The sequence below is a fragment of the Streptomyces sp. NPDC015346 genome, from assembly GCF_043078785.1.
Lineage (GTDB): Bacteria > Actinomycetota > Actinomycetes > Streptomycetales > Streptomycetaceae > Streptomyces.
This window is the reverse complement of sequence record NZ_JBIBTW010000002.1, coordinates 131,804-157,661: the sequence shown is the minus strand read 5'-3', so window position 1 is coordinate 157,661 and position 25,858 is coordinate 131,804. Positions and strand designations below refer to the sequence as shown.

Genomic DNA, 25,858 nt, shown 5'->3' with positions numbered 1-25,858 from the left:
ATGAGCGCGGGCAGCGGGGGCGGCGAGGCGGCGGAGTGCCGCTGCGGATCGGGAGCAGGGGGTCCGACCTGCTGCTTCCTCCGGGACTACGGCCGGGCGTTCCGGATGGGGAGCTTCGACTGGGACCTGACGACCGGGCTGATGACCATGGACGAGGGGGCGCTGGCCGTCTTCGACATGCGCCCCGAGGAGTACGACGACAACCCGGTCACCCTGGGCTCCCGGGTCACGCCCGACGAGGCGCGCCGGCTCGACACCCTGGTCACCCACGCCCTCAAGGACGGCAGCGCACACTACGGCGCGTACTTCCGCGTCCGGCTGCGGGACGGCTCCTCCCGCTGGACCCACACCGAGGGGATCATCGAGCGCGACGCGACCGGCCGCCCCCGCCGGATCGTCGGCGTCGTCCGGGACGCCTCGGAGGAGGTGACCGAGCACGCCGCGCGGCTTGGCCTGGACGAAGGGAGGCGCAAACGCACCAGCGTCGTGGAGGGCACCACCGCGGCCCTGGCCCACGCCAGGACCGTGCAGGACGTCATCGACCTCCTCAACGACTCGCACGGGCTCGAGTACTTCGGCGCCACCAGCCTCGTCGTGGGCCTTCTGGAGGCCGGCCGGATCCATCTGGTCGCCGAGGGGCCGGACGGCGCCTTCGTCCCCGGCACGCGCTTCACCCGGGTGGACGAGCCGTACCCGATGAGCGAGGTGATCCGCACGCTGCGGCCCCGGTTCATCGACTCGGCGCAGGACTTCGCCGACTCGTACCCGATCCTGTGGCCGCACATCAGCGGGCTCGGCATCACCTCGGCGGCGTATCTGCCGCTGATCGCCCAGGCCCGGCCGATCGGCGCGCTCGGACTGCTCTACAGCGACAAGTCGGGCTTCAGCGCCGACGAGCGCAATCTGCTGGTCGCGCTCGGCAGCAGCATCGCGCAGAGCCTGCAGCGCGCCATGCTCTACGAACAGGAACACGACCTGGCCGAAGGGCTCCAGCAGGCGATGCTGCCGCGCCGCATCCCCGAGGTGCCCGGCGCGCAGATAGCCGTCCGCTACCGCTCGGCCCGGCTCGGCCGGGACATCGGCGGCGACTGGTACGACATCATCCCGCTGCCCGGCGGCCGGGTCGGCGCCGTCATCGGGGACGTACAGGGCCACGACACCCACGCCGCCGCCGTCATGGGACAGCTGCGGATCGTGCTGCGCGCCTACGCGGCCGAGGGGCACACGCCCGCGACGGTGATGGCCCGGGCCTCCGTCTTCCTCCACGAGCTGGACACCGACCGCTTCGCCACCTGCACCTACGCCGAGGCGGACCTCGCCACCGGCGTGGTCCAGGTGGTGCGCGCGGGACACGTCGACCCCCTGCTCCAGGACTCCGACGGCGGCAGCCGCCGACTGGCGGTGGAGGGCGGGCTGCCGCTCGGTCTCTCGGCCGAGTTCGGCCGCCTCGACTACCCGGTGACCACGCTGGAACTGGACCCCGGCCAGACGCTCCTGCTCTACACCGACGGCCTGGTGGAGAAGCCGGGATCCGACCTCGACGAGGGCATGCGATGGCTCTCCTCGCTGGTACGGGGCGGGCCGCGCGACCTCCACCAGCTCGCGGACCACCTGTGCGAGGTCGTGGACGAGCGGGGCGGCGACGACGACGTGGCGATCCTGCTGCTGCGCCGGCAGGGGGCGTACTTCCCGCGTTCGCGCGGCCGGCTCCGGCAGCACGTGGGGCAGAGCGACCCGGAGGCGCTGAGCTCCGCCCGGCACATGATCCGGGCGGCGGTGCGCTCCTGGGGCGCGGAGGAGCGCTCCGACGAGATCGAGCTCGTCGCCGACGAGCTGACGACCAACGCGCTGATGCACACCGACGGCGGGGCGATCGTGACGCTCCGGATGCTGGCGGGGCCGGACCGGCGGGTGCGCGTGGAGGTGGAGGACCGCTCCAGCGCGCTGCCGCGACGGAGGGAGGCGGGGGAGTCGGGCGTCTCCGGCCGGGGGCTGCTCCTGGTGGACCGGCTCTCGGATGTCTGGGGCGTCGAACCGCGCGGCGGAGGCAAATGCGTCTGGTGCGAATTTATTGTTAACGCTGCGTACATCGATCGTACTTGACCGTAACCGATCGTACGCGGTTGACTTCGGTTCCCGGCCACTCTGATCGGGCCACCTCTAGGACATGGGGATCCCTTGAGCGTCACGCTTCTGGCACCTCTCGATCTGGCCTTCTGGCACCTCGAATCCAGCGACCACCCCATGCATCTGGGCGCCCTCGCCCACTTCGGCCCGCCGCCCCGGGCCGACGAGCACGGGGAGCGCTCCGCCCCCGGCCTTCTCGCCCTGCTCGCGAGCCGGGCCGAGGCGATCCCCCGGCTGAGGATGCGGGTCCGCGACGTCCTGCTGCCCGTCGGCGGCGCCGCCTGGGCGACGGACAAGGACTTCGACGTACGACGGCACGTACGGGAGATCGCCCTCCCCGGCGCCGACTTCGACACCGAGGCCGCCCGGCTGGCCGGCGAGCTGATGGAACGCCCGGTCGCACGCGGATTGCCGCCCTGGGAGATGTACCTGCTCACCGGCGCCCCCGACGGCTCGTTCGCCGTCCTCGTCAAGCTCCACCACGCCCTCGCCGACGGCATGCGGGCCGTCGCCATCGGAGCCGGCATCTTCGACGAGATCGCCGCCGCCACCCGCCGGCCGGGGAGAAAGGAAGGCGCGCGAAGCGACTCCACGGAAGGGCGGTGGAGGGTGACGGGCGGGCGTCGCGCCCCCTCCGTACCCCCGCGTTCCTGGCTCCCGGAGCCCGGCCGGCTCGTCGACGCCGCATGGGACCGCCTCGGGGAACTCGGCCGGGCCGTCGAGGTCGGCGCCTCCGTCGTCCGCGCCAGCCGGCTCGACCCGCGCGCCACCGCCGCCCTCGCCGCCCACTCGAGCGGCACGCGCCGGGTGGCCACCGCCGCCCTCGACCAGGAGCGGATCCACCGGGTCCGCCGCCTCTCCGGAGGCACCGCCAACGACGTCCTGCTCGCCGTCGCCGCCGGAGCCCTGCGCCGATGGCTCGACGGGCGCGGCGAACCGCTCCCCGGAGCCGACCCGCGCGCCCTGGTGCCCGTCTCACGCCGCCGGCCCGGCGCCCCCGCGGGCCCCGGCAACAGCTTCTCCGCCTACCTCCTCAACCTCCCCGTCACCGAACCCGACCCGGCCGCCCGGCTGGCGGCCGTACGGCGTGCGATGGACCGGAACAAGGCCGAGGGCCCGCTGCGCGGCGCCGGAGCCCTCACCGTCCTCGCCGACCAACTGCCGCCGCTCGCCCACCGCTTCGGCGCCCCCCTGGCCTCCGGAGCCGCCCGGATGCTCTTCGACGTCCTGGTCACCAACGTGCCGCTGCCGCGCTCCGCGCTCTCCCTGGGCGGCGCCCCGCTGCGCGCGCTCTACCCCATGGCGCCGCTCGCCCGCGGCCAGTCGCTCGCTGTGGCCATGTCCCCCTACGGCGGACAGGTCCACGTCGGCCTGGTCGCCGACGGCAAGGCGGTCCCCGACCTCGACGCGCTGGCGGCCGCGTTCGCCGACGAACTGGACCTGCTCGAACACCTCGACCACTGAGGAGGCGGGCCGCTGAGCGAGCGGCGCGACGGCGGTCCTGGCAGGGTGGAGCCATGCCGGAACTGCCCGAGGTCGAAGCGCTGCGAGAGTTCCTCGACGAGCATCTCGTGGGCAAGGAGATCGCCCGCGTGCTGCCCGTCGCGATCAGCGTGCTCAAGACGTACGACCCACCCCTGAGCGCCCTCGAGGGCGCGGAGGTCGTCGGCGTCGCCCGGCACGGCAAGTTCCTCGACATCGAGAGCGCGGGCACGACGGGCGAGCTGCTCCACCTCCTGATCCACCTCGCCCGCGCCGGCTGGCTCCAGTGGAAGGACCCCCTGCCCTCTGGCCCGCCACGGCCCGGCAAGGGCCCGCTCGCCCTGCGGACCGCGCTCACCGGTGGGGACGGCTTCGACCTCACCGAGGCCGGTACCACCAAGCGGCTCGCCGTCCACCTGGTCCGCGATCCGCAGGACGTGCCGGGGGTGGCCCGGCTGGGCCCCGACCCGCTCGCCGAGGAGTTCGACCTCGCCGCCTTCGCCGCCCTGCTGCACGGGGAACGGCGGCAGATCAAGGGGGCGCTCCGGGACCAGAGCCTGATCGCCGGCATCGGGAACGCCTACAGCGACGAGATCCTGCACGCCGCGAAGATGTCCCCCTTCAAACCGACCCAGAACCTCACGGACGACGAGACCGCCGCCCTCTACGAGGCCACGCGCGCCACCCTGCGGGAGGCCGTCGAGCGCGCGCACGGGCTCGCCGCGGGCAAGCTCAAGGCCGAGAAGAAGAGCGGACTGCGCGTGCACGGGCGGACCGGCGAACCCTGCCCGGTCTGCGGTGACACCATCCGCGAGGTGTCTTATCGCGACTCTTCCCTCCAGTACTGCCCCACCTGCCAGACGGGCGGCAAACCGCTCGCGGACCGGCGCCTGTCGAAACTGCTCAAGTAGCCCGGCCCGATCCACAAGCCACCCCCCACAAGCCACCCCTTAGACTCCGCCGCATGCTGCGCGTACTGGCCGTCGACGACGAAGAGCCGGCTCTCGGGGAACTGCTCTACCTCCTGCGTGCCGACCCGCGGGTGCGCAGCGCCGAGGGCGCCACCGACGCCACCGGGGCGCTGCGCAGGATCGGGCGGGCCCTCGAAGCGGGGCCGGACGGCGAGGACGCGGTCGACGTCGTCTTCCTCGACATCCACATGGCCGGTCTCACCGGTCTCGACGTCGCCCGGCTGCTCGCCGGCTTCGCCCGGCCACCGCTGATCGTCTTCGTCACCGCCCACGAGGGCTTCGCCGTCCAGGCCTTCGACCTCAAGGCCGTGGACTATGTCCTGAAGCCGGTGCGGCGCGAGCGGCTCGCCGAGGCGGTCCGCCGGGTCCACGAGCTGGCCCACGCCTCCGCCGCCCCCGCCGCGCCCGCCGTCCCCACCTCGCCCGCCGCCCCTGCCGCTCCCGTCGGGACGCCCGAGCACATACCGGTCGAACTCGGCGGGGTGACCCGGTTCGTGGCCGTCGACGACATCGCCTACGTCGAGGCACAGGGCGACTACGCCCGCCTGCACACCGACGAGGGCAGCCACCTCGTCCGCGTCCCCCTCTCCACCCTGGAGGAGCGGTGGGCCGCCCGCGGCTTCGTCCGCATCCACCGCAGCCACCTCGTCGCCCTCGGCCGGATCGACGAGCTCCGCCTCGACGGTGGCGCCACCTCCGTCCGGGTCGGCGCCACGGAGCTGGCCGTCAGCCGCCGCCACGCCCGTCAGCTCCGGGACCTGCTCATGCGCCGCGCGAGCGGCTGACCGGCCCGGATACCACCGCCTTGGCCCGCACACCGCACGCCAAGGCCGTACCGGCGGCCCCTACCCTCGCGCCCGTACCGCTGCGTACACTCCGTTGACTCCACAGCCCCTGCGAGGTCGACCGATGCCGGAGCGGACACCGACGTCCGAGGAACCACCGCCGCGCCGGCCCCGGCGCGAGACCGTCACGCGCGCCTCCGCGCTCCGGGACGGCGCCCACGGCCTGCCGCCGGCGCCCCGGACGGGAGCGCCACGACGACCCGGCCATCCGCCCGCCCGCTCCGAGATCAGCGAGCAGACGACCCTCGGGCACACCTACGTCCGCTCCCTCATGCGCAGCCAGCTCCGGGCCGCCCTCACGGCGCTCGGCGCGCTCGCCCTGCTCGTCGGTCCGCTGCCCCTGCTGCTCGCCCTGCCCGCGCCCGAGGCCGTCGTCTGGGCGGCGCTCGGCGTCGGCGTGTACCCCGTCATCTGGGCCATCGCCCGCTGGTACGTCCGCCGCGCCGAACGCAACGAGAGCGACTTCACCGGCCTCGTCGAGGGCCGCTGAGCGCGGGGAAGGGACGTGAACCACACCTACGCGGTGGCCGCCGTCACCGCCGTCGTCCTGGCCACCGTGCTCATCGGCGCCCTCGGCCTGCGCATATCGCGCACCACCTCCGACTTCTACGTCGCCTCCCGCACGGCCGGGCCCGGCCTCAACGCCGCCGCCATCAGCGGCGAGTACCTCTCCGCCGCCTCCTTCCTCGGCATCGCCGGACTCGTCCTCGTCCAGGGCCCGGACATGCTCTGGTACCCCGTCGGCTACACCGCCGGCTATCTGGTCCTGCTCGTCCTGGTCGCGGCCCCGCTGCGCCGCTCGGGGGCGTACACCCTCTCCGACTTCGCCGAGGCCCGGCTCGAATCGCCGCCCGCCCGCCGCCTCGCGAGTCTCTTCGTCGTCGGCGTCGGCTGGCTGTACCTCCTCCCGCAGCTCCAGGGCGCGGGGCTGACCCTGGAGATCCTCACCGGAGCCCCCGACTGGGTCGGCGGTCTGCTCGTCGCCGTCGTCGTCACCGGCATCGTCGCCGCCGGCGGCATGCGGAGCATCACCTTCGTCCAGGCGTTCCAGTACTGGCTGAAGCTCACCGCCCTGCTGGTGCCCGCCCTCTTCCTGGCCGCCGCGTGGTCCGGCGACGGCGCGCCCCGGGTCCGCTTCGACGCCCCGGCCGTCTTCCGCGAACACACCGTCGTCCGCGTCGCCGACACCGTACGGATCGAGGTCGACGCCCCGCTCACGCTCACCGTCACCGGCCGCGTAGACACCGTGCCGTACGAGGAACGGACCGTCACCCTCGACCCGGGCACGCACCGCGTCGAGGGCGGCACCGCACTCGCCTTCCCCGAGGGCGCCCCCGTCCCCGCCCGGGCCGCCACCGGGGCCGATCCCCTCGGCTGGTCGCAGCCGCTGGCCGGCGGGCGCGACGGCCACCAGCTGTACGCGACGTACGGGCTGATCCTCGCCACCTTCCTCGGCACCATGGGGCTGCCGCACGTCGCCGTCCGCTTCTACACCAGCCCGCACGGCCGCGCCGCCCGCCGCACGACGCTCGTCGTCCTCGGCCTCGTCGGCGCGTTCTACCTGCTGCCGCCGGTGTACGGAGCGCTCGGCCGGATCTACGCCCCCGAACTGGCTCTCACCGGAGCCGCCGACGCCGCCGTCCTCGTCCTGCCCGACCGGATGCTCGGCGGCGTGCTCGGCGATCTGCTGGGCGCGCTCCTCGCGGGCGGGGCCTTCGCCGCCTTCCTCTCCACCGCCTCCGGACTGACCATGGCGGTCGCCGGGGTGCTCACCCAGGACGTGCTTCCCTCCCGGGGCGTACGGCACTTCCGCCTCGCGACCCTGCTGGCCACCGCCGTCCCGCTGACCGCCGGGATCGTCGCCTCGAAGGTGCCCGTCGCGGACGCCGTCGGTCTCGCCTTCGCCGTCTCCGCCTCCTCGTTCTGTCCGCTGCTCGTCCTCGGCATCTGGTGGCGGCGGCTGACCCCGCCCGGCGCCATGGCCGGGCTGCTGCTCGGCGGCGGGTCCGCGCTCACGGCGGTGATGGCGACCCGGGCCGGGCTGCCGGCCGAGGGCTGGCCGCACACCCTGATGGCCTGGCCGGCGGTCTGGTCGGTGCCGCTGGGGTTCCTCACCATGATCCTGGTCTCGCTGGCCACCCCCCGGCACATCCCGGCCGGGACACCCGGCCTGCTGGCCCGGCTCCACCTGCCGGAGGAGCTCAGCGGCCGGCCCCGTACGCCGAGGGAAGGAGCGGACCGATGAGCGGGATCGCGCTCGCGGCCGCCGCCGCGGTGGGAGCCGTACTGCTGGCGGCGGGCTTCGTCCTGGGGCGGCTCGCGGCCCGCCGCGGGGCCCGGACCGCCGACCTCGACCTCGGCACCCCGGTCGAGCGGGCCACCTTCCACACCCTGCACACCGCCTCGCTCGCCGCCCCGCCGCTGCGCGCCGGCCTCACCGAGGAGACCGCGCGCAAGGCCGCCCGGCGGCTGCGCCCGCTGCTGGGGACGGAGGCGCTCTGCCTCACCGACCGGTCCGCCGTCCTCGCCTGGGACGGGCCGGGCGAAGGGCACCACCGCGACCACGTCATGGAACAGGTCGCCGAGATCCTCGACTCGGGCCGTAGCCGCTCCACGCACAGCGGGTGCGCCGACGTCGACTGCCCGCTGCGCTGGGCGGTGATCGCCCCGCTCACCGGCGAGGACGGAGTCCTCGGCGCGCTGGTGGCCTACGGCTCGCGGGAGTCGGCGGTCCTGGTGCGGGCCGCGACCGAAGTCGCCCGCTGGGTCTCCGTACAGCTGGAACTGGCCGAGCTCGACCGCTCGCGGACCCGGATCGTCGAGGCGGAGATCCGCGCGCTGCGCGCGCAGATCTCACCGCACTTCATCTTCAACTCCCTCGCCGCCATCGCCTCCTTCGTCCGGACCGACCCCGAGCAGGCACGGGAACTCCTTCTGGAGTTCGCCGACTTCACCCGCTACTCCTTCCGCCGGCACGGCGAGTTCGCTCAGCTCGCCGACGAACTGCGCGCGATCGAGCAGTACTTGGCGCTCGCCGGAGCCCGCTTCGGCGACCGGCTCAAGGTCACCCTGCAGATCGCGCCCGAGGTGCTGCCGGTGACCCTCCCCTTCCTCTGCCTCCAGCCGCTCGTGGAGAACGCCGTGAAACACGGCCTGGAGGACAGCGTGAACGCCTGCCGGGTCACGATCGCCGCCCGGGACGCGGGGGCCGAGGCGGTGGTCACCATCGAGGACGACGGCGTGGGCATGGACCCGGCCGAACTGCGCGCGATCCTCCTCGGGGAACGCCCCACCGGCTCCGGGATCGGCCTGTCCAACGTCGACGAACGGCTGCGTCAGGTGTACGGCGCGGAGCACGGCCTCGTCATCGAGACCGCCCTCGGCGCGGGCATGAAGGTGACGGTCCGGATACCCAAGTACCGGTCGGGCATCCACCGGACCACCTAGGGCGCGGCGCCTGGCGCGCGCCGCCCGTGTCAGTACAGATGCAGGGCCAGATGGCCGAGGGGGAGGCCCAACTTCCAGGCAGGCAGCCACACTTGGGCCGACTCGTCGACCGGGAGGCCGGTCGCGGCCGACGGGAGGCCGCCGAGGTCGGCGGCGCGCAGTTGCGTCGAACGGAGCCGGCGCCAGGTCTCCTGCGCCATGGCCAGGTCGGCGCTCTCCTCGCCCGCGTGGACCCGTTCGTCGAGCCGCTCGCGGACCCAGCGCGGCCACGGGCGGTCGTGGGCGGTGCGCGAGATCCACTCGTCGAGCCGGCCCGTGGCGCGCGCGCCGGACGAGGCGGCCGCGCCCTCGCAGAGGTGGATGGTGAGCGCCAGCGTCTGCCGGCCGGCCCGGTACTCGAGTGTGCCGGGCGGGACCAGGCAGCTCGCGCGCAGCAGATCGTCCGCCGTGAACTCGGCACACAGCCAGGCCATCGGGACGGCGAGCCCGCCTCCACTGGTGCCGTTCGTACTCTCGGGCAGCAACGCTCCCACCTTCTCCCGGACGTGTCGGTCGGCGACCCCGACCACGAGCCTCCACCGAGAAGGACGGGCGTGGGACGCTCTTTACTCAACTCGCCCGTGTGGTTTCGGATACGTTCCCCCGCCGGATCGGTGCTGGTGGGAGACGGGGGATCCGTGGGAGAAGAGAGACCTGAGAGGACTGGGAGGCACGGAGCTCAGCCGAGCAGCGCGTACACCGCCGTCGCGTGGGCGGCCGTCTCGTGCGTGCCCTCGGCCGCCATCGTGATGTCCGCGAAGGCCATCCGCTTCCCCGTCTTGGTCAGCCGCGCCCGGACCAGGACGTCCACGCCGAGAACGGCGCGCTGGAAGCTGATCGACTGCTGGACCGTCGTCATCGGGACGAAGCCGCCGCGGGCCGCCGCGACCGCGATCACCGTGGCCGTGTCGGCGGCGGCCATCAGCGCCTGACCGCTGAGCCCGCCGCCCTCGCGGGCCAGCCGTTCCGACCAGGGGAGGCGGAGGACCGCCTCCGGCCCGTCGAGGGAGACCACCGAGAGCCCGAGGTCGAGCACCCAGGGGGCGAAGTTGTCGGCGAGTACCTTTTCCGCGGCGGCGAGAGTCAGCGTCACGCGGTCATTGTGCGGCGGCGGCCCGTGACCGGGCAACGCCCCCGCGCCGGGGCCGGTAGCCCGGCAGGTAGCGCCCGAGCTGGCGCAGCGCGTAGTGCGAGCGGGACTTGACGGTGCCGGCCGGTATGCCGAGGTCGGCGGCGGCCTCGTTGACGGTCAGCCCGTGGAAGTACAGCCGGACCAGGACCGCGCGGTGTTCGGGGCTCAGCTCCCGCACGGCCGCGCGCACATCGAGCGCGGCGACCGCGGACTCCGTGGCGTCGGCGGGGTCGGGCGTGGCGGCGAGCACCCCGTCGCCGATCTCGGTGGGCCGGGCGAGCCGGGAGCGGCGGGCGTCGATGGCGAGGCGGCGGGCCACCGTGAACAGCCACGGCCGCATCGACTCGTAAGGCCCGTCGAACGCCTCCGGGTGGAGCCAGGCCCGTACGAGCGTCTCCTGGACCAGGTCCTCGGCGCGCTGCTGGTCGCCGTAGGTCAGTCCGAGCAGGAAGCCGAACAGCGCGGGGCCGTGGTCACGCTGCAGCTCCGCCAGGGCCCTCTCGTCGGTCGTCGTCGTCGCCGTCGCCATGCTCCACACCTCTCCTGCCGGCTCGTCGTCCCACGGGCGTATACGAACGCATGCGGGCGGCGAGGGACAGAGAACGGACAGCGGTGTGCGACGAGCGGTCGCACCGAGCGGCGAATGGTGCGGTGAACGGTCAGGCGGAGGCTATGCGTCCGTTTCGGCGGGGTTTATCGGCTCCTGCGGCTTTGTCTCTTGACTGCGGCTTATATCCGGCCATGAATTCTCTGGACAGATGTTCATCCTATGAATCACTCGGAGTCGGCTGATGACGCAGCGCACGAGACAGGGGGCGATGGCCTTCGCCGCCGCCCTGCTCACGGTGGCGACCGGCTGTGCCGGCGCCGTCGACACCCCCGAGGCCTCGCCCGCGCGGAAGGCCCGCCCCGCCGTCCCCTCGGCGGCCGCCGGCGGAGCCTCCGCCCTGACCGGCTTCACCCTCGTCGCCACCGGCGACGTCCTGCCGCACGCCTCGATCATCCGCCGCGCCGCCGAGGACGCGGGCGGCGCCGGATACGACTTCCGCCCCATGCTGTCCGGGGTCAAGAGCGTCGTCTCCCGCGCCGACCTGGCGATCTGCCACATGGAGACCGTCTACGGCGAGGAGGGCGGCCCCTACACGGGCTATCCCGCCTTCAAGTCGCCCCCCGAGATCGCCGTCGCGCTCAAGGAGACCGGCTACGACTCCTGCTCCACCGCCTCCAACCACACCCTGGACGACGGCGCCGCCGGCCTCGGCCGCACCCTCGACGCGCTCGACAAGGCGGGCGTGCGCCACGCCGGGTCGGCCCGCACCGCCGAGGAGGCCGCCACACCCACCCTGCTGAAGGCGGGCGACGCGACGGTCGCCCAGCTCGCCTACACGTACGACACCAACGGCTATCCGATGCCGGCCGGGCAGCCGTGGGCGGTCAACCTGATCGACGAAGAGAAGATCATCGCCGACGCCCGGGCCGCCCGGAAGGCCGGCGCCGACGTCGTCGTGGTCAGCGTCCACTGGGGAACGGAGTGGCAGACCGCCCCCGACGAGCGCCAGCTCACCCTCGGCAGGTCGCTGACGGCCTCGCGGACGGGCGGCCGGCCCGACATCGACCTGATCCTCGGCACCCACGCCCACGTCCCGCAGGCCTACGAGAAGGTCAACGGCACCTGGATCATCTACGGCATGGGCGACCAGATCGCCGGCGACATGATCAACCACGCGGGCGTGTTCGACCCGCGCGGCAACCAGGGCACCCTCGGCCGCTTCACCTTCGCCCCGCCCAAGGCTCCGGGGGCGCGCTGGGAGGTCACCGCGGCCGAGTTCCTCCCGCAGTGGTTCGACACCGGCCGCGGCCGGGTCGTCAACCTCAACGCCGCCATCAAGGCGGGCGAACCCCTCACCGCCGTACGCGACACCATCCGAGACGTCGTCCTGGAGCGGGGCGCTGCCGGGGACGGGCTTGTGATGGGGGAGTAGCCCCGCGGCAGTAGGCCCCCGCGGTGCGGCCGACTATCGGCTCATCGGGTGTTTTCGGACAGCTGACCGGTGTGGGTGAGGGTCTGGGGCCTTCGGCCATGCGAGCCATTAGTCATGAAAAAGGATCAGATGCCCACGGGGCGCCGGGCGGTGCTGCGCATCGCCGCCGCCCTGGGGGCCACAGCCACGGTCGGAGTCTTCGCGGCCGACCGCTACAGCACGACGGAGAGAGCCGCCCCCGTGACCGGCGCGGGCAGCGGCGCCGGCGGTGGTCCGGCGGCGGGACCGCAGGCCCGCGCCCGTCTCAAGCCCTCCTCGTACCGTCTCCAGCCCATGACGGCCTACGCGCCCCCGGCCTTCCGGAAGGCGCTCCCGCCGGTCCGGCAACGGCCGTTCCTGAAGATGTCGGGGGTCGGCCGCTCCATGGTGCTCACCTTCGACGACGGGCCCGACCCCCGCTACACACCGGAGATCCTCGCCATCCTGCGCCGCCACGGCTGCCGGGCGATGTTCTTCGTCTGCGGTGAGATGGCGGTCGAGAACAAGGACCTGGTACGGCAGATGGCCGCCGACGGCCACGTGGTCGGCAACCACTCCTGGTCCCACCCCCTGATCCCCAAACTCCGCCCCTCGCGCATCCGGGAGGAGCTCGGTTCGACCAGCGACCTGGTCGAGGGGATCCTCGGCTCGGCGCCGCTGTGGTACCGCGCCCCGTTCGGAGCATGGAACCGGCACTCCTTCGAGATCGGCGCCGAGCTGGGCATGGAGCCGCTCGCCTGGACCGTCGACACCCTCGACTGGCAGGAACCCGGCACCGCGAGCATCGTCCGCAGGGTCCTGGACGGGGCCGCGCCCGGAGTGGTGGTGCTCTCGCACGACGCGGGCGGCGACCGCTCGCAGAGCGTGGCCGCGCTGGCTCGCTATCTGCCCGAACTCATCGACGCCGGCTACAGCATCACCGTCCCCCGGCGCTGAGCGCGTACGACGAGGCCCCCGGCGCTCGGCGCCGGGGGCCTCTCGTCGTGCGCCGCCGCGCCGTCAGCGGGAGCCGACCATGCGGGCGTAGACGACGACATTGCCGTCGTAGCCGTGCGCCCGGGAGTAGCCGCCGCCGCAGGTGATGACCCGGAGCTCGGGCTCTCCGGTGTCGCCGTACACCTGGACGCCGGGGAAGTTGTTCTTGGAGTAGACCTCGACGCCGTAGATCTCGAAGACGGCGACCCGGCCGTCGTACCGCTCCACCTCGATGTGCTGGCCCTTGTCCAGCGAGCCGAGGCTGTAGAAGACCGCGGGGCCCGCCGCGTTGTCGACATGGCCGACGATCACCGCCGTGCCACGCTGCCCGGGCGCGATGCCGTTCTGGTACCAGCCGGCCAGGTTGGGGTCCTCCGGCGGCGGCGCCGCGATCCAGCCGTTCTCGTCCAGGCCCACGTCCGTGAGGGGGGCGGTGACCCTGATGGACGGGATCTTGATCCGGGAGGCGGGGGCGTGCGGCAGTGCCAGGCCGCTGGTGGACGGAGCCCCGGTCGGGCGGGTGTCGGGAGCGGCGGCGGCCGCGGGCTGCGGCGGGCCCATCTCGACGTCGACTCCATTGCGCACCATCGCCAGGCCGGACAGCATGACGAGAGCCAGGACGCCCCACGGTTGGCGTCTTCTCGGCTCAAAGACGCTGAAGTCCTTGGGGCTCATGGTTCTCCCTTCGTGGGTCGTCAGAACGGTAAGGGCGGCGGGCCGGACCGGCGATCAGGGAAAGGCGAACGGGTGGCGGGCGCGCCGGGGCCGCGTGACGGCCGTCCGGTGCGCGCCGGAGCTCAGTCGTACCTCAGGGCGGGCCGGGTGACGAGGACGATGGCCTATACGAGTGATCATCGGATAAGCATCCTGACGGTCTGTGACCTGCGGCTCCGTCAGGTTCACCGGTCCATTCCCCGGCGTGTCGCCTCACCGGGGTGGACCAGTGCCGAGATGCGCAGGTCGTCCGCGCTTGTGATGGTTCGTCATGGAAGGCGTACTCGTCGAATTTCCCGGGGCACCGCTTTGGGGCGTCTTCCACTGGAGGTTCAACCATGCGTGCTGCACGCACTCTGGCGGTGGCCGCCACCGCGATCGCGGCGGTCGGGCTCGCGGCCCCCCTCGCCGCCGCCACCAACGGTCCCGGCACTGTCACTGTCGGCTCCTCCGCGGTCCAGCGGGGAGGTGACGGCGCCCACAACGTCACCGTCACCCCCTCCGCGGTCCACCAGGGGTCGACCCTCACGATCACCGTGAAGGGCTGCGCCGGAGGCACCGTCTCGTCCGCCGCCTTCCCGACCGTCTCCCTTTCCGCGCCCTTCGGCGGGGTCTCCAGCGCCGTCGCCCGCATCCACAACAACGCCACGATCGGCGAGCACACCCTGACCGTCCACTGCACCAGCCCCAACCGGGTGTTCACCCAGCGGTTCCGTGTGCTGGCCGGCCAGGGTGCCACGGGCGGCATCGGTGGTTCGCTCGCGCCCAGCTCCACGGAGATGGCCGTCGGCGGCTCGCTCGTCGCCGCGGCCGCGCTGGGCGGGGGCATGTTCCTCGCGCGCCGGCGCCGTATGAGCGGCGGAACGGTCTGACCGGCCGAACCTCCCGGTCGGCCGTACACGCCCGTCGCCCCCGAATCCTGTGACGTCAGGAATCGGGGGCGACGGGCTTCGTGCGGGGGTGGTGCGGGGGTCGGGCGGTGGGGGAGCGCCGGTGGCGGGCACCCTCCCCGCCGTCAGTGGCGCCGGCCCCGGTCGAGGTTCGACCGGCGCCGCAGGACGAGGACGAGTCCGGTGGTCGCGGCGATGACGAGACCGGTACCGGCCGCCAGCGTCCACGCCTCGACCCCGCCGATCGAGCCGCCCAGGCCGCCCTGCACGCCCCGCGGAGGGGTCAGGACGGTGGAGCTGACGGTCGGGCTCGCGGTGGTGCCGCTGATGGTCAGGTTGACGGTGTCCGAGATGCCGCCGGTGCAGTTGAAGGTGACCGTGTAGACGGCACCCCGCCGGGCGTCCCAGTCCACCACGGCGGTGGCCGTGGCGCCCGGGGCGATGGTGACGGTGTCGAAGACGCCCGACGACGCGGTCGCCGTACTGCGGCAGCCGGGCGCGCTGAGCGTCACCCGTCCGCCCGGCGCGACCAGTGAGGGTGAGACGACGAAGTCGCCCGGCGCCTTCGCCCGCGCGGCCTGGACGCCTTGCGGGTGGGGTGCGGGGGCGCCGTCCGCCGCGCCGGCGACGGGAACGGCCAGGGCGAGGGCGGCCGCCCCCAGCAGGGCAGTGGACGCGGCACGTATCGCGCGCATGGAAACCTCCGGGTCCCCGAGGAGCAGCCGCGGAAGGGATTTCCGCATAGGTCATGACATGCACCTCGATGCCCGAAACGCTAGAAGCCCTCTATCACAGCCGCGATCCCAGGCGGGCGAATGGGGCACCGGTGTCACCCGAGTGGCCCACGCGCGCGCCCCGCACCCGGCCCCGCCCCGCACCCGTCGGCCCCCACCCGCGGGGCCCGCACCGCCGGGCCCCGCCTCACTCCGTGAGGTGCGGGAAGAGGTCGGTGAACGGCGTGGCCGTCGCCGAGATCCCGCGCCCGAACGGCGCGTCGAAGTCCCAGATCAGGAAGAGCAGGAAGGCGATGAGCGCGCTGAACAGGCCCGCGAGCAGCAGTTCACGGCCGGTACGCCGGATCTGCAGGGTGAAGATGAGGCCGACGGTCACCAGCGCGCCGATGATCAGGCCGAACCACACCACGCCGGGCATCGTCGCCCCCGCGCTCTGGCCCCGGGCGTTGCGGGCGTCGTCGACCGCCGCGACCTGGTCGACCAGGGGCTGGTAGGCCTGTCCCTCGTGGTCGTCGGCCGGCCGGTAGTCGGTCACGCCGCGGCGCACCTGCTGGAGGAGCTCGGTGCCCTGCTCGCTGAGCTCGCCCTTCTCGGACATGTGACGCCACTCGTCGTCGACGACGTACGCCACGTACGCGTCGATGTCGGCGCGGATGCGGGCGCGGACGTCGGCCGGGTACACCTCGACGCGCTCCGAGATCTCGTGCAGCGCCTGGGCCTCCTGACGCACGGTCTCCTGGGCGGCGCTGCGGGCCTCCCAGACGCCGGCGATGGCGAGGCCGAGGACGATCGCGTACACCACGCCGATCATCATCGTCATGTACTCCATGACGTCGGGGGTCTCGCTGGGATCGTCGTCGTCGGGGATCCTCCGGTTGTTGATGACGACGATGGTGAGGACGACGGCGCACGCGGCGGCCATCGCGATGGTCAGGACAAGCCATTCCGACATGGTTTCCTCCGGCGGGGGCTCAGCGGGAGCGGGGGCGCAGCAGCGCGGTCGCGAGCACCGCGGGAGCGGTGACCAGCAGCGTCAGGGACACGAGCGAGGGGCCGTTCTCGGGTTCGGGCCGCGCGGCCCGGCGGTAGGCGGGCAGTGCCACGGGGGTGGCGGCCGGCGGTGGTGGGCGTAAGGAAGGCGTGGGCGAAGGGGCTGGTGGGGTGGGGGCCGGTCGGGGCGGCGCCGGTGGGGGCGGTGGGGGCGGTGGCGGGGCAGGCCTCGCCGGTGGCGGTGGATCCGCGCGCGCGGGGGGCGGTTCGGGCGCCGGGGCGGGCGGCGGCACCGGCTTCGGCGGCACCGGCTTCGGCGTCGTCGGCCGCGGCGCCGGTTCCGGTGGCGGAGGAGGAGTCGGCGTGGGCGAGCACGCGCCCGGTCCGATGACCGCGACCGAGGTGTTCGAGCCGCCGGGCCCGGTCGTGGCGTAGGCGCAGGCGTCGGCGGCGGCGGGCACCGGTGCGGCCAGCAGCCACAGCAGCGCGGCGGCCGCCAGCGGGCGCGCGAGGAACGATCCGTACAGAGACACGCCGATGAGCATGATCACAATCCGGGCGCCGCACGCGGGGAACGGCCCGGATTCCCCGGATGGAGGGGTTTTCGAGGAGCGCTGGATTGACGTTCCTGCGGAAATTTCCGCGCTCGTTGAGCACGACGCCCCCACGCCCCGTACCCCATGCCGGGAACGGCGCCGACGCCACTCCGACAAGTCACGAGGCAAGGGAAGTCGACATGAAGACCTGGGGGAACGCGGCACTCGCCCTGACGGCCGCGGCCGTGCTCGCGCTGACGACGGCGTGTGGTCAGGAAAAGGGCGAGTCGTCGCTCGGCGGCCAGCCGGCGGGCGCGGCGAAGCCGGCCGGAGCGCCCGCGGAGAACGCCTACGGCAACGGCTCCGAGGGATACCCCTCCGGGGGCTACGGCTCCGGCAGCGCCGACGGCGCCGCCGAGCCCGCGGGCCAGCTCGTCGCCTCCGACACCAAGACGCTCGGGAAGGTGGTCACCGACAGCAAGGGGTTCACCCTCTACCGCTTCGACAAGGACTCCGCCGACCCGCCGCGGGCCACCTGCGAGGGCACGTGCGCCGACGCGTGGCCCGTCGTCAGCCCCTCGGGCGCCAAGCCGCCGGCCGGCGTCGACCCCGCGCTGCTCGGCGAGGTGACCCGCGCCGACGGCAGCAGGCAACTCACCCTCGACGGCTGGCCGATGTACCGGTACGCCAAGGACACCAAGCCCGGAGACATCAACGGCCAGGGTGTCGGCGGCACCTGGTTCGCCGCCGCCCCGGACGGGAAGAAGGCGGCACCGGCCACCGGCGGCGCGGCGCAGGAGGGCACGGAGGAGGGCGCGGAGCGGGACGGCGAGGAGGGTGAGGGCGCCGGCGGTGGCGACGATTCCGCCGAGAAGGCCGCGGGTCTCTCCGTGCGCAAGGACCCCCAACTCGGCGACATCGTGGTCGATTCGCGCGGAATGACGGTTTACCGCTTCAAGAAGGATTCCGCCTGGCCCATGAAGACGGCCTGTGTCGGCCCCTGCCTGGAGAAGTGGCCGGTTGTCGCCCCCGTCGACAAGAACGACACCGAGGGCATCTCCACGAAGGGATACGTCACCTTCAGCCGGCCCGACGGCATCAAACAGCAGACCATCGACTGCTGGCCGCTCTACACCTTCGCCGGCGACAAGGCGCCCGGAGACACCAACGGCCAAGGTGTGGGCGGTACCTGGTACGCCGTGTCCCCCGAGGGAAAGCTGGTCGGAGCGCCCAAGTAGTCCCCCCCGCCGCGCTTCCGGCCGGCCGGCCCGCCGTCACCTCCTCGCGTGACGGCGGGCCGGCGCACGTCCATATGCACGTGAATTTGCACGGGCCGAAGGCGTGATCTCGGCGTTTCCGGCGCACGTGCCAATGGCGTGTGACCAAGAACGGACCGCTAATTTCCGTTTCTACTCGCTCTCCCGGCGGGCGATCAGTAGCCTCGGCTCGAACACCGGCCGCGAACACATGGCCGCATCCCCCGTGGCGACTTGTTGGAGACATTGATGGAGCGTCCCGCCTGGGCCCCGCCGGGTATCGATATCTCGGTTCCGAGCGTGTCCCGTATGTACGACTTCTATCTGGGCGGCTCGCACAATTTCGAAGTGGACCGCGAAGCGGCCCGCAAGGCCATGGAGTTCATGCCGGGACTGCCCAAGATCATGCAGGCGAACCGTGCCTTCATGCGCCGCGCCGTACGTTACGCCGTGGACGGCGGCATCACCCAGTTCCTCGACATCGGCTCCGGCATACCGACGTTCGGCAATGTCCACGAGGTCGCCCAGGCCGCCTGCCCCGAGGCGCGCGTGGTCTACGTCGACCACGACCCGGTGGCCGTGGCACACAGCCGCGCCGTCCTGGAGGGCAACGACCGCGCCACCGTCCTCTCGGCCGACCTGCGCAAGCCGCAGCAGATCCTGAGCAGCCCCGAGGCCGGCTCCTTCCTCGACCTCGACCGGCCGGTGGCGCTGCTGCTCGTCGCGGTGCTGCACTTCCTGGAGGACGAGGACGAACCCCGGGCCGCCGTCGCCGAACTCCTCGAAGCCCTGGCGCCCGGCAGCCTCGTCATCCTGACCCACGCCTCCTACGAGGGCATCCCGCTGACGGAGGAACAGGCCGGCGGCACGGTCGAGGTCTACCGCAACATCCGCAACCCCCTCGTCATGCGCTCCCAGGCCGAGATCGCCCGCTTCTTCGACGGCTGTGAGATGGTCGAGCCGGGGCTCGTGTCCATGCCCCGCTGGCGCCCGGACGTTCCCCTCGAGGAGGAGGATCCGTACGCCTTCTCGGGCTTCGCAGGGGTGGGGCGCAAGGCGTGAAGGTGCCGTCGCAGTCGTCCGGCTCGGACGCGGAACCGGACGGCCTCGAGGACAGACTCAGGCGGTTCGCGACCATCTGGAGCCGGGCGATCTTCCCGGTGACCGCCACCTCGCTGACCCGGGCCGAGTTCGAGCACCATCTCCTGCCGCTCGCCCGCCAGTTGCGCGCCGCGCTGCACGACCGGCCGTTCGACACGGCGGCCGCGCACCGCACCGGCGCCGCGCTGGTGGCCGCGCACGTCACGGACCCGGACGCCCTCAGCCGTAGCCTCGGCGTCGTCGACTCGTACCTCGTGCTGTACTGCGGCAGCGAGGACGAGCTGCCCGCCGAGGAACTGCGGGCCCGCTGCTCCCGGCTGCAGCACGCCATGGCCGCCGGCTTCACTCAGGCCCTGCGCGAACGGACCCTGGCCGAGCAGGAGTCCATAGCCCGCTCCGCGCTTGCCGCCCGCAGCGCCGCCGAACTCGCGCTGCACGCCACCGAGACCCGCTTCCGCGCGGTCTTCGAGGGCGCCGCGATCGGCATCGGCATCGCCGACCTCGACGGCAACATCCTGGAGGTCAACGAGACCCTGACCCGGATGTTCGGCGGCCTGGAGCACCAGGTCCGCAGCCGCAACGTCCGGGACTGGTCGCACCCCGAGGACGCCCCGCACGTGTGGAAGCTCTACGGCGAGCTGGTGCGCGGCGAGCGCGAGCACTACCGCGTCGAGAAGCCGTACTACCGGGGCGACGGCACGGTCCTGTGGACCAACCTCACCGTCTCGCTGCTGCGCGACGCCGACGGTCTCCCGCAGTACCAGCTCGCGCTGATGGAGGACACCACGGAGCGGCGGCTGCTCAACCTGCGGCTGCGCTACGAGGCGACCCACGACGCGCTCACCGGACTGCCGAACCGGACGCTGTTCTTCGAGCGCCTGGAGAAGACGCTCTCCCAGAGCCAGGGTGCCCGCTTCGGGCTCTGCTACCTCGACCTCGACGGCTTCAAGGCCATCAACGACAGCCTCGGCCACGCGGCGGGCGACCGGCTGCTCGTCGAGGTCGCCGACCGGCTCCAGAGCTGCGCGACCGCCCCCGGGGAGATGGTGGCCCGGCTCGGCGGCGACGAGTTCGTCGCCCTCACCACCGGCCCCGGCACCGAGCGGAACGTGGTCGACCTGGCGAACCGTATCCTCACCACGCTCACCGTGCCCGTGCGGATCGACGGCCGCGAACTGCGCGTGCGGGGCAGCATCGGCGTCGTCGAGGGGCCGACGGGGGAGCGCACCCCGGCCGAGGTGCTGCGCAGCGCCGACATCACCATGTACCGGGCGAAGTCGGCGGGCGGCAACCGCTTCGAGTTCGCCGACGCGGAGGCCGACGCCCGCGCGATCACCCGGCACGGGCTGACCACCGCGCTGCCGGCCGCCCTGGAGCGCGGCGAGTTCTTCATCGAGTACCAGCCGCTGGTGCACCTCGGGGACGGCAGCGTGCACGGCGCGGAGGCGCTCGTACGGTGGTGCCATCCGCAGCACGGGGTGCTGGGGCCCGACCGCTTCATCCCGCTCGCCGAGAACACCGGCCTGATCGTGCCGCTGGGCCGCTGGGTGCTCCAGGAGGCGGTACGCCAGGCCCGCTTCTGGCAGACCCGGCACTCCGACGGCGGCCCGCTGCGCATCAACGTCAACCTCTCGCCGACCCAGCTGCACCACCCGCGGCTTGTGGCCGACACGGTCGACGTCCTGGAGCGCTCCGGGCTCGAACCGGGCGCGCTCTGCCTGGAGGTGACCGAGTCGGCGCTGATCGGCGCGGACGACGACCTGCTGAAGCCGCTGCGGCAGCTCGCCGAGATGGGCGTGGACATCGCCCTGGACGACTTCGGCACGGGCTACTCGAACCTCGCCAACCTGCGCCGCCTGCCGGTGAGCGTCCTCAAGCTCGACCGGTCCTTCACCCAGGGCATGCAGCGGCACCCGGCGGACCCGGTCGATCTCAAGATCGTCGAGGGCATCGTCTCGCTGGCGCACAGCCTGGAGCTGGCGGTGACGGTGGAGGGCGTGGAGACCGGCGCGCAGGCGCAGCAGCTGCGGGACCTGGGCTGCGACACGGCCCAGGGCTGGTACTACGCCCGCCCGGGCGCCCCGGACCGCATCCACTCCCTGGTCCTGGCGGACGCGGTGTAGCGGCTGCTGGGCCCCCCGGGCCCCGGCCCCTCAAGGCCCGGCCCGGGGCCCCGGGGCCCCGCGACCCACCGCTCACGTGGTGGTGCGGGAGGCCAGGAGGACGCGCTGGAGTTCGCGGGCGGCGCGCGGCGGGGCCACGTCACTGCGGTGCGCCAGGGCGATCGTGCGCCGCAGCCCCGGCCGGGCCAGGGCCGTGACCCGCAGGTCGCGGCCCGCCCGGGCCGCGACCATGGCCGGTACGACGGCGACCCCCAGGCCCGCCCGTACAAAACCCAGCACCGCGTCCATCTCGCCGCCCTCCACCGTGAACGAGGGCTCGAACCCCTCCGCCCGGCAGGCGGCCACCGTCAGCTCGCGCAGGTCGTAGCCGTGCCGGAACATCACCAACGGCTGGTCCCGCAGGTCTGCGATTCGCACCGGCCGCCGGGGCGCGGGCGCCGCCGAGCTCGACACCACCACCAGGTCCTCGCGCAGCAGCTCCACCGTCGTCAGCGCCGGTGACGGGGTCGGCAGCGGCAGCACCACCAGCGCCAGATCGAGCGCGCCCCGCGCCAGCTCCCGTACGAGATCGTGGGAGCCGCTCTCCTCGATCTGCAGCCTGATCCCCGGGTGCAGATCGTGGAAGGCGCGCAGCACGTCCGGCAGCAGACCCGTGCACAGGCTCGGTGTCGCGCCCAGCCGCACCCGTCCCCGCCGCAGCTGCACCAGCTCCTGCACCTCCTGCCGGGCCGTGTCCGTGTCGGCGAGGATCCGCCGGGCGAGCGGCAGCAGCGCCTCACCGGCGTCGGTGAGCGCGATGTTCCCCCGGGCCCGGCTGAACAGCTCCGCCCCCAGCTCCTGCTCCAAGGCGCGGATCTGCTGCGAGAGCGAGGGCTGCGACACATGCACCCGCTCCGCGGCCCGAGTGAAGTGACGGGTCTCGGCCACGGCGACGAAGTAGAGAAGCTGCTGGAACTGCATAGGCTCAGCCTATCGAGATGAGCCGAACCATGTCTTGGACCTCTCGGGCCCTTCGCCCCTAGCGTCGACCCCATGGCTCTGGCAACCAAGACGGCACCCCCGCCGCCCACCCGCTCCCGCGGCTTCTGGTCCTCGACGATCGGCAAGAAGACGGTCATGGCCGTCAGCGGCCTGCTCATGCTCGGCTACCTCGTCGCCCACGTCATGGGCAACCTCAAGGTCTTCTTCGGCCCGGAGGAGTTCAACGCGTACGGCCACTGGCTGCGCACCATGGGCGCCCCCGTCCTGCACCACTCCTGGGCCCTGTGGCTCGTCCGGATCGTGCTGCTCGCCGCCGTCGTCGCCCACGCCGTCTCCGCGTACCAGCTCAGCCGGCGCGACATCAGGGCCCGCCCCACCGCCTACGTCCACCGGCGGAAGAAGGCGAGCTACGCCACCCGCACCATGCGCTGGGGCGGCGTCATCGTCGCCCTCTTCATCGTCTGGCACATCCTCGACCTGACCACCGGCACCGCGCACCCCGGCGGCTTCCAGGAGGGACGTCCGTACCAGAACGTCGTGGACACCTTCTCCACCTGGTACGGCAACGTGATCTACATCGTCGCCATGCTCGCCGTCGGCCTGCACGTCCGCCACGGCTTCTGGAGCGCCGCCCAGACCCTCGGCGTCGGCAACGCCCGCCGGGAACGACTTCTCAAGATCCTCGCCAACGGTCTGGCCCTCGCCCTGACCGTGGGCTTCGTCTCCGTACCCGTCGCCGTCATGACCGGAGTGGTGAGCTGACATGAGTTACCTCGACTACGAGGTCGGCGCCCCCGTCGTCGACCACAAGGCCCCCGCCGGGCCGGTCGCCGAGCGCTGGGACACCCGCCGCTTCCAGGCCAGGCTGGTCAACCCGGCCAACCGCCGCAAGCACACCGTCATCGTCGTCGGCACCGGCCTCGCCGGCGGCTCCGCCGGCGCCACCCTCGCCGAACAGGGCTACCACGTCGTCCAGTTCTGCTACCAGGACTCCCCGCGCCGCGCCCACTCCATCGCCGCGCAGGGCGGCATCAACGCCGCGAAGAACTACCGCAACGACGGCGACTCCGTCCACCGCCTCTTCTACGACACCGTCAAGGGCGGCGACTTCCGCGCCCGCGAGTCCAACGTCCACCGCCTCGCCCAGATCTCGGTCGAGATCATCGACCAGTGCGTCGCCCAGGGCGTCCCCTTCGCCCGCGAGTACGGCGGACTGCTCGACACCCGCTCCTTCGGCGGCGTCCAGGTCTCCCGTACGTTCTACGCCCGCGGCCAGACCGGCCAGCAGCTCCTCCTCGGCGCGTACCAGGCGCTGTCCCGCCAGATCGCCGCGGGCAACGTCGAGCTGCACGCCCGTACCGAGATGCTGGACCTGATCGTCGTCGACGGACGGGCCCGCGGCATCGTCGCCCGCGACCTGGTCACCGGCGCGATCTCCACCCACTACGCGGACGCGGTGGTCCTGGCGAGCGGCGGCTACGGCAACGTCTTCTACCTGTCGACCAACGCCATGAACTCCAACGCCACCGCCGTCTGGCGCGCCCACCGGCGCGGAGCGTACTTCGCCAACCCCTGCTTCACCCAGATCCACCCCACCTGCATCCCGCGCACCGGCGACCACCAGTCCAAGCTGACGCTGATGAGCGAGTCGCTGCGCAACGACGGCCGGATCTGGGTGCCGAAGGCGAAGGGCGACACCCGGCCGGCCGCCGAGATCCCCGAGGACGAGCGCGACTACTACCTGGAGCGGATCTACCCCTCCTTCGGCAACCTCGTCCCCCGGGACATCGCCTCCCGCGCCGCAAAGAACGTCTGCGACGAGGGACGCGGCGTCGGCCCCGGCGGCCAGGGCGTCTACCTCGACTTCACGGACGCCATCCGGCGGATGGGCCGCAAGGCCGTCGAGGAGAAGTACGGCAACCTCTTCGAGATGTACGAGCGGATCACCGCCGAGAACCCGTACGAGGTGCCGATGCGGATCTACCCCGCCGTGCACTACACGATGGGCGGGCTCTGGGTCGACTACGACCTCCAGACCACCGTGCCGGGCCTGTTCGCCATCGGCGAGGCCAACTTCTCCGACCACGGCGCGAACCGCCTCGGCGCCTCCGCGCTCATGCAGGGCCTCGCCGACGGCTACTTCGTCCTGCCGTCCACGATCAACGACTACCTGGCCCGGCATCCGTCGAGCGAACCGCTCACCGACGAACACCCCGTGGTGCGCGAGGTGCTGGCCGAGACCGAGGACCGCCTCCACCTGCTCCTCGCCGTGGACGGCGACCGGACGCCCGACTCCTTCCACCGCGAACTGGGCGAACTCATGTGGGAGTTCTGCGGCATGGCCCGCACCGAGGACGGCCTGCGCAAGGCGCTCGACCGCATCCCGCAGATCCGCGAGGAGTTCTGGCGCCGCGTCAAGGTCCCGGGAACCGGCGAGGAGTTCAACCAGTCGCTGGAGAAGGCCAACCGGATCGTCGACTACCTGGAGCTCGCCGAGCTGATGTGCCTCGACGCCCTGCACCGCGCCGAGTCCTGCGGCGGCCACTTCCGCGAGGAGTCCCAGACCCCGGACGGTGAGGCCGCCCGGCGCGACGAGGAGTTCTCGTACGCCGCCGCCTGGGAATTCAGAGGCACCGGCGACGCCCCCGTCCTGCACAAGGAAGACCTCGTCTTCGAGTACGTCCACCCCACCCAGCGGAGCTACGCATGAGGCTCACCCTGCGCGTCTGGCGCCAGAAGAACGCCGACGCCGACGGCGCCATGTCCACGTACGAGGTGGACGGCATCTCCTCCGACATGTCCTTCCTGGAGATGCTCGACACCCTCAACGAGGAACTCATCCTGCGCGGTGAGGACCCGGTCGCCTTCGACCACGACTGCCGCGAGGGCATCTGCGGCGCCTGCAGCCTCGTCATCAACGGCGACGCCCACGGCCCCGAGCGGACCACGACCTGCCAGCTCCACATGCGGTCCTTCCGCGACGGCGACACCATCGACGTCGAACCGTGGCGCGCCGCCGCCTTCCCGGTCGTCAAGGACCTGGTCGTCGACCGCTCCGCCTTCGACCGCGTCATCCAGGCGGGCGGCTACATCAGCGCCCCCACCGGCGCGGCTCCCGAGGCCCACGCCACCCCCGTCCCCAAGGCGGACGCCGACTTCGCCTTCGAGCACGCCGAATGCATCGGCTGCGGCGCGTGCGTGGCGGCCTGCCCCAACGGCTCGGCGATGCTCTTCACCTCGGCCAAGATCAACCATCTCAACGTGCTGCCGCAGGGCGCGCCGGAGCGGGAGACACGGGTCCTCGACATGGTGGGCCAGATGGACGCGGAGGGCTTCGGCGGCTGCACGCTGACGGGGGAGTGCGCGACGGCCTGCCCGAAGGGCATCCCGCTCCCGTCGATCGCGGCGATGAACAAGGAGTGGCTGCGCGCCCAGCGCAAGTCCGGCCGCAGGTAGGGGGATCCGGTCTCCGGCCCGGCGGCACACGATTGGAA

Annotated in this window: 24 protein-coding genes; 16 read left to right on the top strand and 8 right to left on the bottom strand. The window is 72.8% G+C overall.

The features are described 5' to 3' along the window. The 7 genes from ACF06X_RS06695 (at window position 1) to ACF06X_RS06665 (ending at window position 8,872) form a co-directional block, all read left to right on the top strand. A complete protein-coding gene (locus tag ACF06X_RS06695) occupies window positions 1-2,103 on the top strand; it encodes a SpoIIE family protein phosphatase (protein ID WP_392286122.1) in 2,103 nt (700 codons plus the stop codon). A gap of 75 nt (window positions 2,104-2,178) precedes the next feature. Beyond that, entirely contained in the window at window positions 2,179-3,591 is a 1,413-nt protein-coding gene (locus tag ACF06X_RS06690) for a wax ester/triacylglycerol synthase family O-acyltransferase (protein WP_392286121.1), read from the top strand. A gap of 53 nt (window positions 3,592-3,644) precedes the next feature. Then, a complete protein-coding gene (locus ACF06X_RS06685) occupies window positions 3,645-4,520 on the top strand; it encodes an Fpg/Nei family DNA glycosylase (protein ID WP_392286120.1) in 876 nt (291 codons plus the stop codon). A gap of 53 nt (window positions 4,521-4,573) precedes the next feature. Next, window positions 4,574-5,365, top strand: coding sequence for a LytR/AlgR family response regulator transcription factor (locus ACF06X_RS06680; protein ID WP_392286119.1), 792 nt, complete (start codon window positions 4,574-4,576; stop codon window positions 5,363-5,365). Between the two features lie 124 nt (window positions 5,366-5,489). Continuing rightward, window positions 5,490-5,915 (top strand): hypothetical protein, encoded by a 426-nt coding sequence (locus ACF06X_RS06675; RefSeq protein WP_392286118.1) that lies wholly within the window; start codon window positions 5,490-5,492, stop codon window positions 5,913-5,915. 15 nt (window positions 5,916-5,930) lie between these two features. Further along, complete coding sequence (locus ACF06X_RS06670) at window positions 5,931-7,670, top strand: cation acetate symporter (RefSeq protein ID WP_392286117.1); 1,740 nt, start codon at window positions 5,931-5,933, stop codon at window positions 7,668-7,670. Further along, window positions 7,667-8,872: a sensor histidine kinase gene (locus ACF06X_RS06665; protein WP_392286116.1), complete on the top strand. Its 1,206-nt coding sequence runs from the start codon at window positions 7,667-7,669 to the stop codon at window positions 8,870-8,872. Before ACF06X_RS06670 ends, ACF06X_RS06665 begins: the two co-directional genes overlap by 4 nt. Window positions 8,873-8,901: 29 nt before the next feature. Here the strand turns inward: ACF06X_RS06665 and ACF06X_RS06660 are convergent, their stop codons facing one another. From ACF06X_RS06660 to ACF06X_RS06650, 3 genes are all read right to left on the bottom strand, one after another. Then, window positions 8,902-9,396: a hypothetical protein gene (locus tag ACF06X_RS06660; protein WP_392286115.1), complete on the bottom strand. Its 495-nt coding sequence runs from the start codon at window positions 9,394-9,396 to the stop codon at window positions 8,902-8,904. Window positions 9,397-9,590: 194 nt separating this feature from the next. Next, on the bottom strand, window positions 9,591-10,004 hold the full coding sequence (locus ACF06X_RS06655; protein ID WP_392286114.1) for a PaaI family thioesterase: 414 nt from the start codon (window positions 10,002-10,004) through the stop codon (window positions 9,591-9,593). A 4-nt stretch (window positions 10,005-10,008) separates the two neighbouring features. Further along, window positions 10,009-10,572, bottom strand: a complete 564-nt coding sequence (locus ACF06X_RS06650; protein WP_392286113.1) for a sigma-70 family RNA polymerase sigma factor — start codon at window positions 10,570-10,572, stop codon at window positions 10,009-10,011. Window positions 10,573-10,834: 262 nt separating this feature from the next. Between ACF06X_RS06650 and ACF06X_RS06645 the strand changes: the two genes are divergently transcribed. Both ACF06X_RS06645 and ACF06X_RS06640 read left to right on the top strand, forming a co-directional pair. After that, window positions 10,835-12,025 carry a CapA family protein gene (locus ACF06X_RS06645; protein ID WP_392286112.1) on the top strand — a complete coding sequence of 397 codons (1,191 nt, stop codon included), beginning with the start codon at window positions 10,835-10,837 and terminating at the stop codon, window positions 12,023-12,025. A 129-nt stretch (window positions 12,026-12,154) separates the two neighbouring features. Further along, window positions 12,155-13,000, top strand: coding sequence for a polysaccharide deacetylase family protein (locus ACF06X_RS06640; RefSeq protein ID WP_392286111.1), 846 nt, complete (start codon window positions 12,155-12,157; stop codon window positions 12,998-13,000). Between the two features lie 63 nt (window positions 13,001-13,063). On the opposite strand, the gene ACF06X_RS06635 is transcribed toward ACF06X_RS06640, so the two are convergent. Then, window positions 13,064-13,714: a class F sortase gene (locus tag ACF06X_RS06635; protein WP_392286110.1), complete on the bottom strand. Its 651-nt coding sequence runs from the start codon at window positions 13,712-13,714 to the stop codon at window positions 13,064-13,066. 377 nt (window positions 13,715-14,091) lie between these two features. On the opposite strand from ACF06X_RS06635, the gene ACF06X_RS06630 reads away from it, so the two are divergent. Further along, window positions 14,092-14,625 carry a hypothetical protein gene (locus ACF06X_RS06630; RefSeq protein ID WP_392286109.1) on the top strand — a complete coding sequence of 178 codons (534 nt, stop codon included), beginning with the start codon at window positions 14,092-14,094 and terminating at the stop codon, window positions 14,623-14,625. 143 nt (window positions 14,626-14,768) lie between these two features. Here the strand turns inward: ACF06X_RS06630 and ACF06X_RS06625 are convergent, their stop codons facing one another. The 3 genes from ACF06X_RS06625 to ACF06X_RS06615 form a co-directional block, all read right to left on the bottom strand. Continuing rightward, window positions 14,769-15,338 (bottom strand): hypothetical protein, encoded by a 570-nt coding sequence (locus ACF06X_RS06625; protein ID WP_392286108.1) that lies wholly within the window; start codon window positions 15,336-15,338, stop codon window positions 14,769-14,771. Between the two features lie 226 nt (window positions 15,339-15,564). Beyond that, window positions 15,565-16,329, bottom strand: coding sequence for a DUF4239 domain-containing protein (locus ACF06X_RS06620; RefSeq protein WP_392286107.1), 765 nt, complete (start codon window positions 16,327-16,329; stop codon window positions 15,565-15,567). 19 nt (window positions 16,330-16,348) lie between these two features. After that, a complete protein-coding gene (locus ACF06X_RS06615) occupies window positions 16,349-16,900 on the bottom strand; it encodes a hypothetical protein (protein WP_392286106.1) in 552 nt (183 codons plus the stop codon). 203 nt (window positions 16,901-17,103) lie between these two features. Between ACF06X_RS06615 and ACF06X_RS06610 the strand changes: the two genes are divergently transcribed. The 3 genes from ACF06X_RS06610 (at window position 17,104) to ACF06X_RS06600 (ending at window position 21,383) form a co-directional block, all read left to right on the top strand. Then, window positions 17,104-18,141, top strand: coding sequence for an SCO0930 family lipoprotein (locus tag ACF06X_RS06610; protein ID WP_392286105.1), 1,038 nt, complete (start codon window positions 17,104-17,106; stop codon window positions 18,139-18,141). 267 nt (window positions 18,142-18,408) lie between these two features. Further along, window positions 18,409-19,221 carry an SAM-dependent methyltransferase gene (locus ACF06X_RS06605; protein WP_392286104.1) on the top strand — a complete coding sequence of 271 codons (813 nt, stop codon included), beginning with the start codon at window positions 18,409-18,411 and terminating at the stop codon, window positions 19,219-19,221. After that, window positions 19,218-21,383, top strand: coding sequence for a putative bifunctional diguanylate cyclase/phosphodiesterase (locus ACF06X_RS06600; protein WP_392286103.1), 2,166 nt, complete (start codon window positions 19,218-19,220; stop codon window positions 21,381-21,383). Before ACF06X_RS06605 ends, ACF06X_RS06600 begins: the two co-directional genes overlap by 4 nt. Window positions 21,384-21,455: 72 nt before the next feature. On the opposite strand, the gene ACF06X_RS06595 is transcribed toward ACF06X_RS06600, so the two are convergent. Further along, the gene (locus ACF06X_RS06595) at window positions 21,456-22,343 is read right to left on the bottom strand and encodes a LysR family transcriptional regulator (protein ID WP_392286102.1); all 888 of its coding nucleotides are present in this window, start codon (window positions 22,341-22,343) and stop codon (window positions 21,456-21,458) included. 156 nt (window positions 22,344-22,499) lie between these two features. Here ACF06X_RS06595 and ACF06X_RS06590 point away from each other — a divergent pair, with 156 nt between their 5' ends. From ACF06X_RS06590 to ACF06X_RS06580, 3 genes are read left to right on the top strand one after another with little or no spacing between them, the layout of a single operon-like run. After that, on the top strand, window positions 22,500-23,126 hold the full coding sequence (locus ACF06X_RS06590; protein ID WP_392286871.1) for a succinate dehydrogenase: 627 nt from the start codon (window positions 22,500-22,502) through the stop codon (window positions 23,124-23,126). A 1-nt stretch (window position 23,127) separates the two neighbouring features. Then, entirely contained in the window at window positions 23,128-25,074 is a 1,947-nt protein-coding gene (locus ACF06X_RS06585; protein ID WP_392286101.1) for a fumarate reductase/succinate dehydrogenase flavoprotein subunit, read from the top strand. Next, entirely contained in the window at window positions 25,071-25,820 is a 750-nt protein-coding gene (locus ACF06X_RS06580; protein WP_392286100.1) for a succinate dehydrogenase/fumarate reductase iron-sulfur subunit, read from the top strand. The genes ACF06X_RS06585 and ACF06X_RS06580 overlap by 4 nt, the downstream gene beginning before the upstream one ends. The last annotated feature ends 38 nt before the right edge of the window (window positions 25,821-25,858 follow it).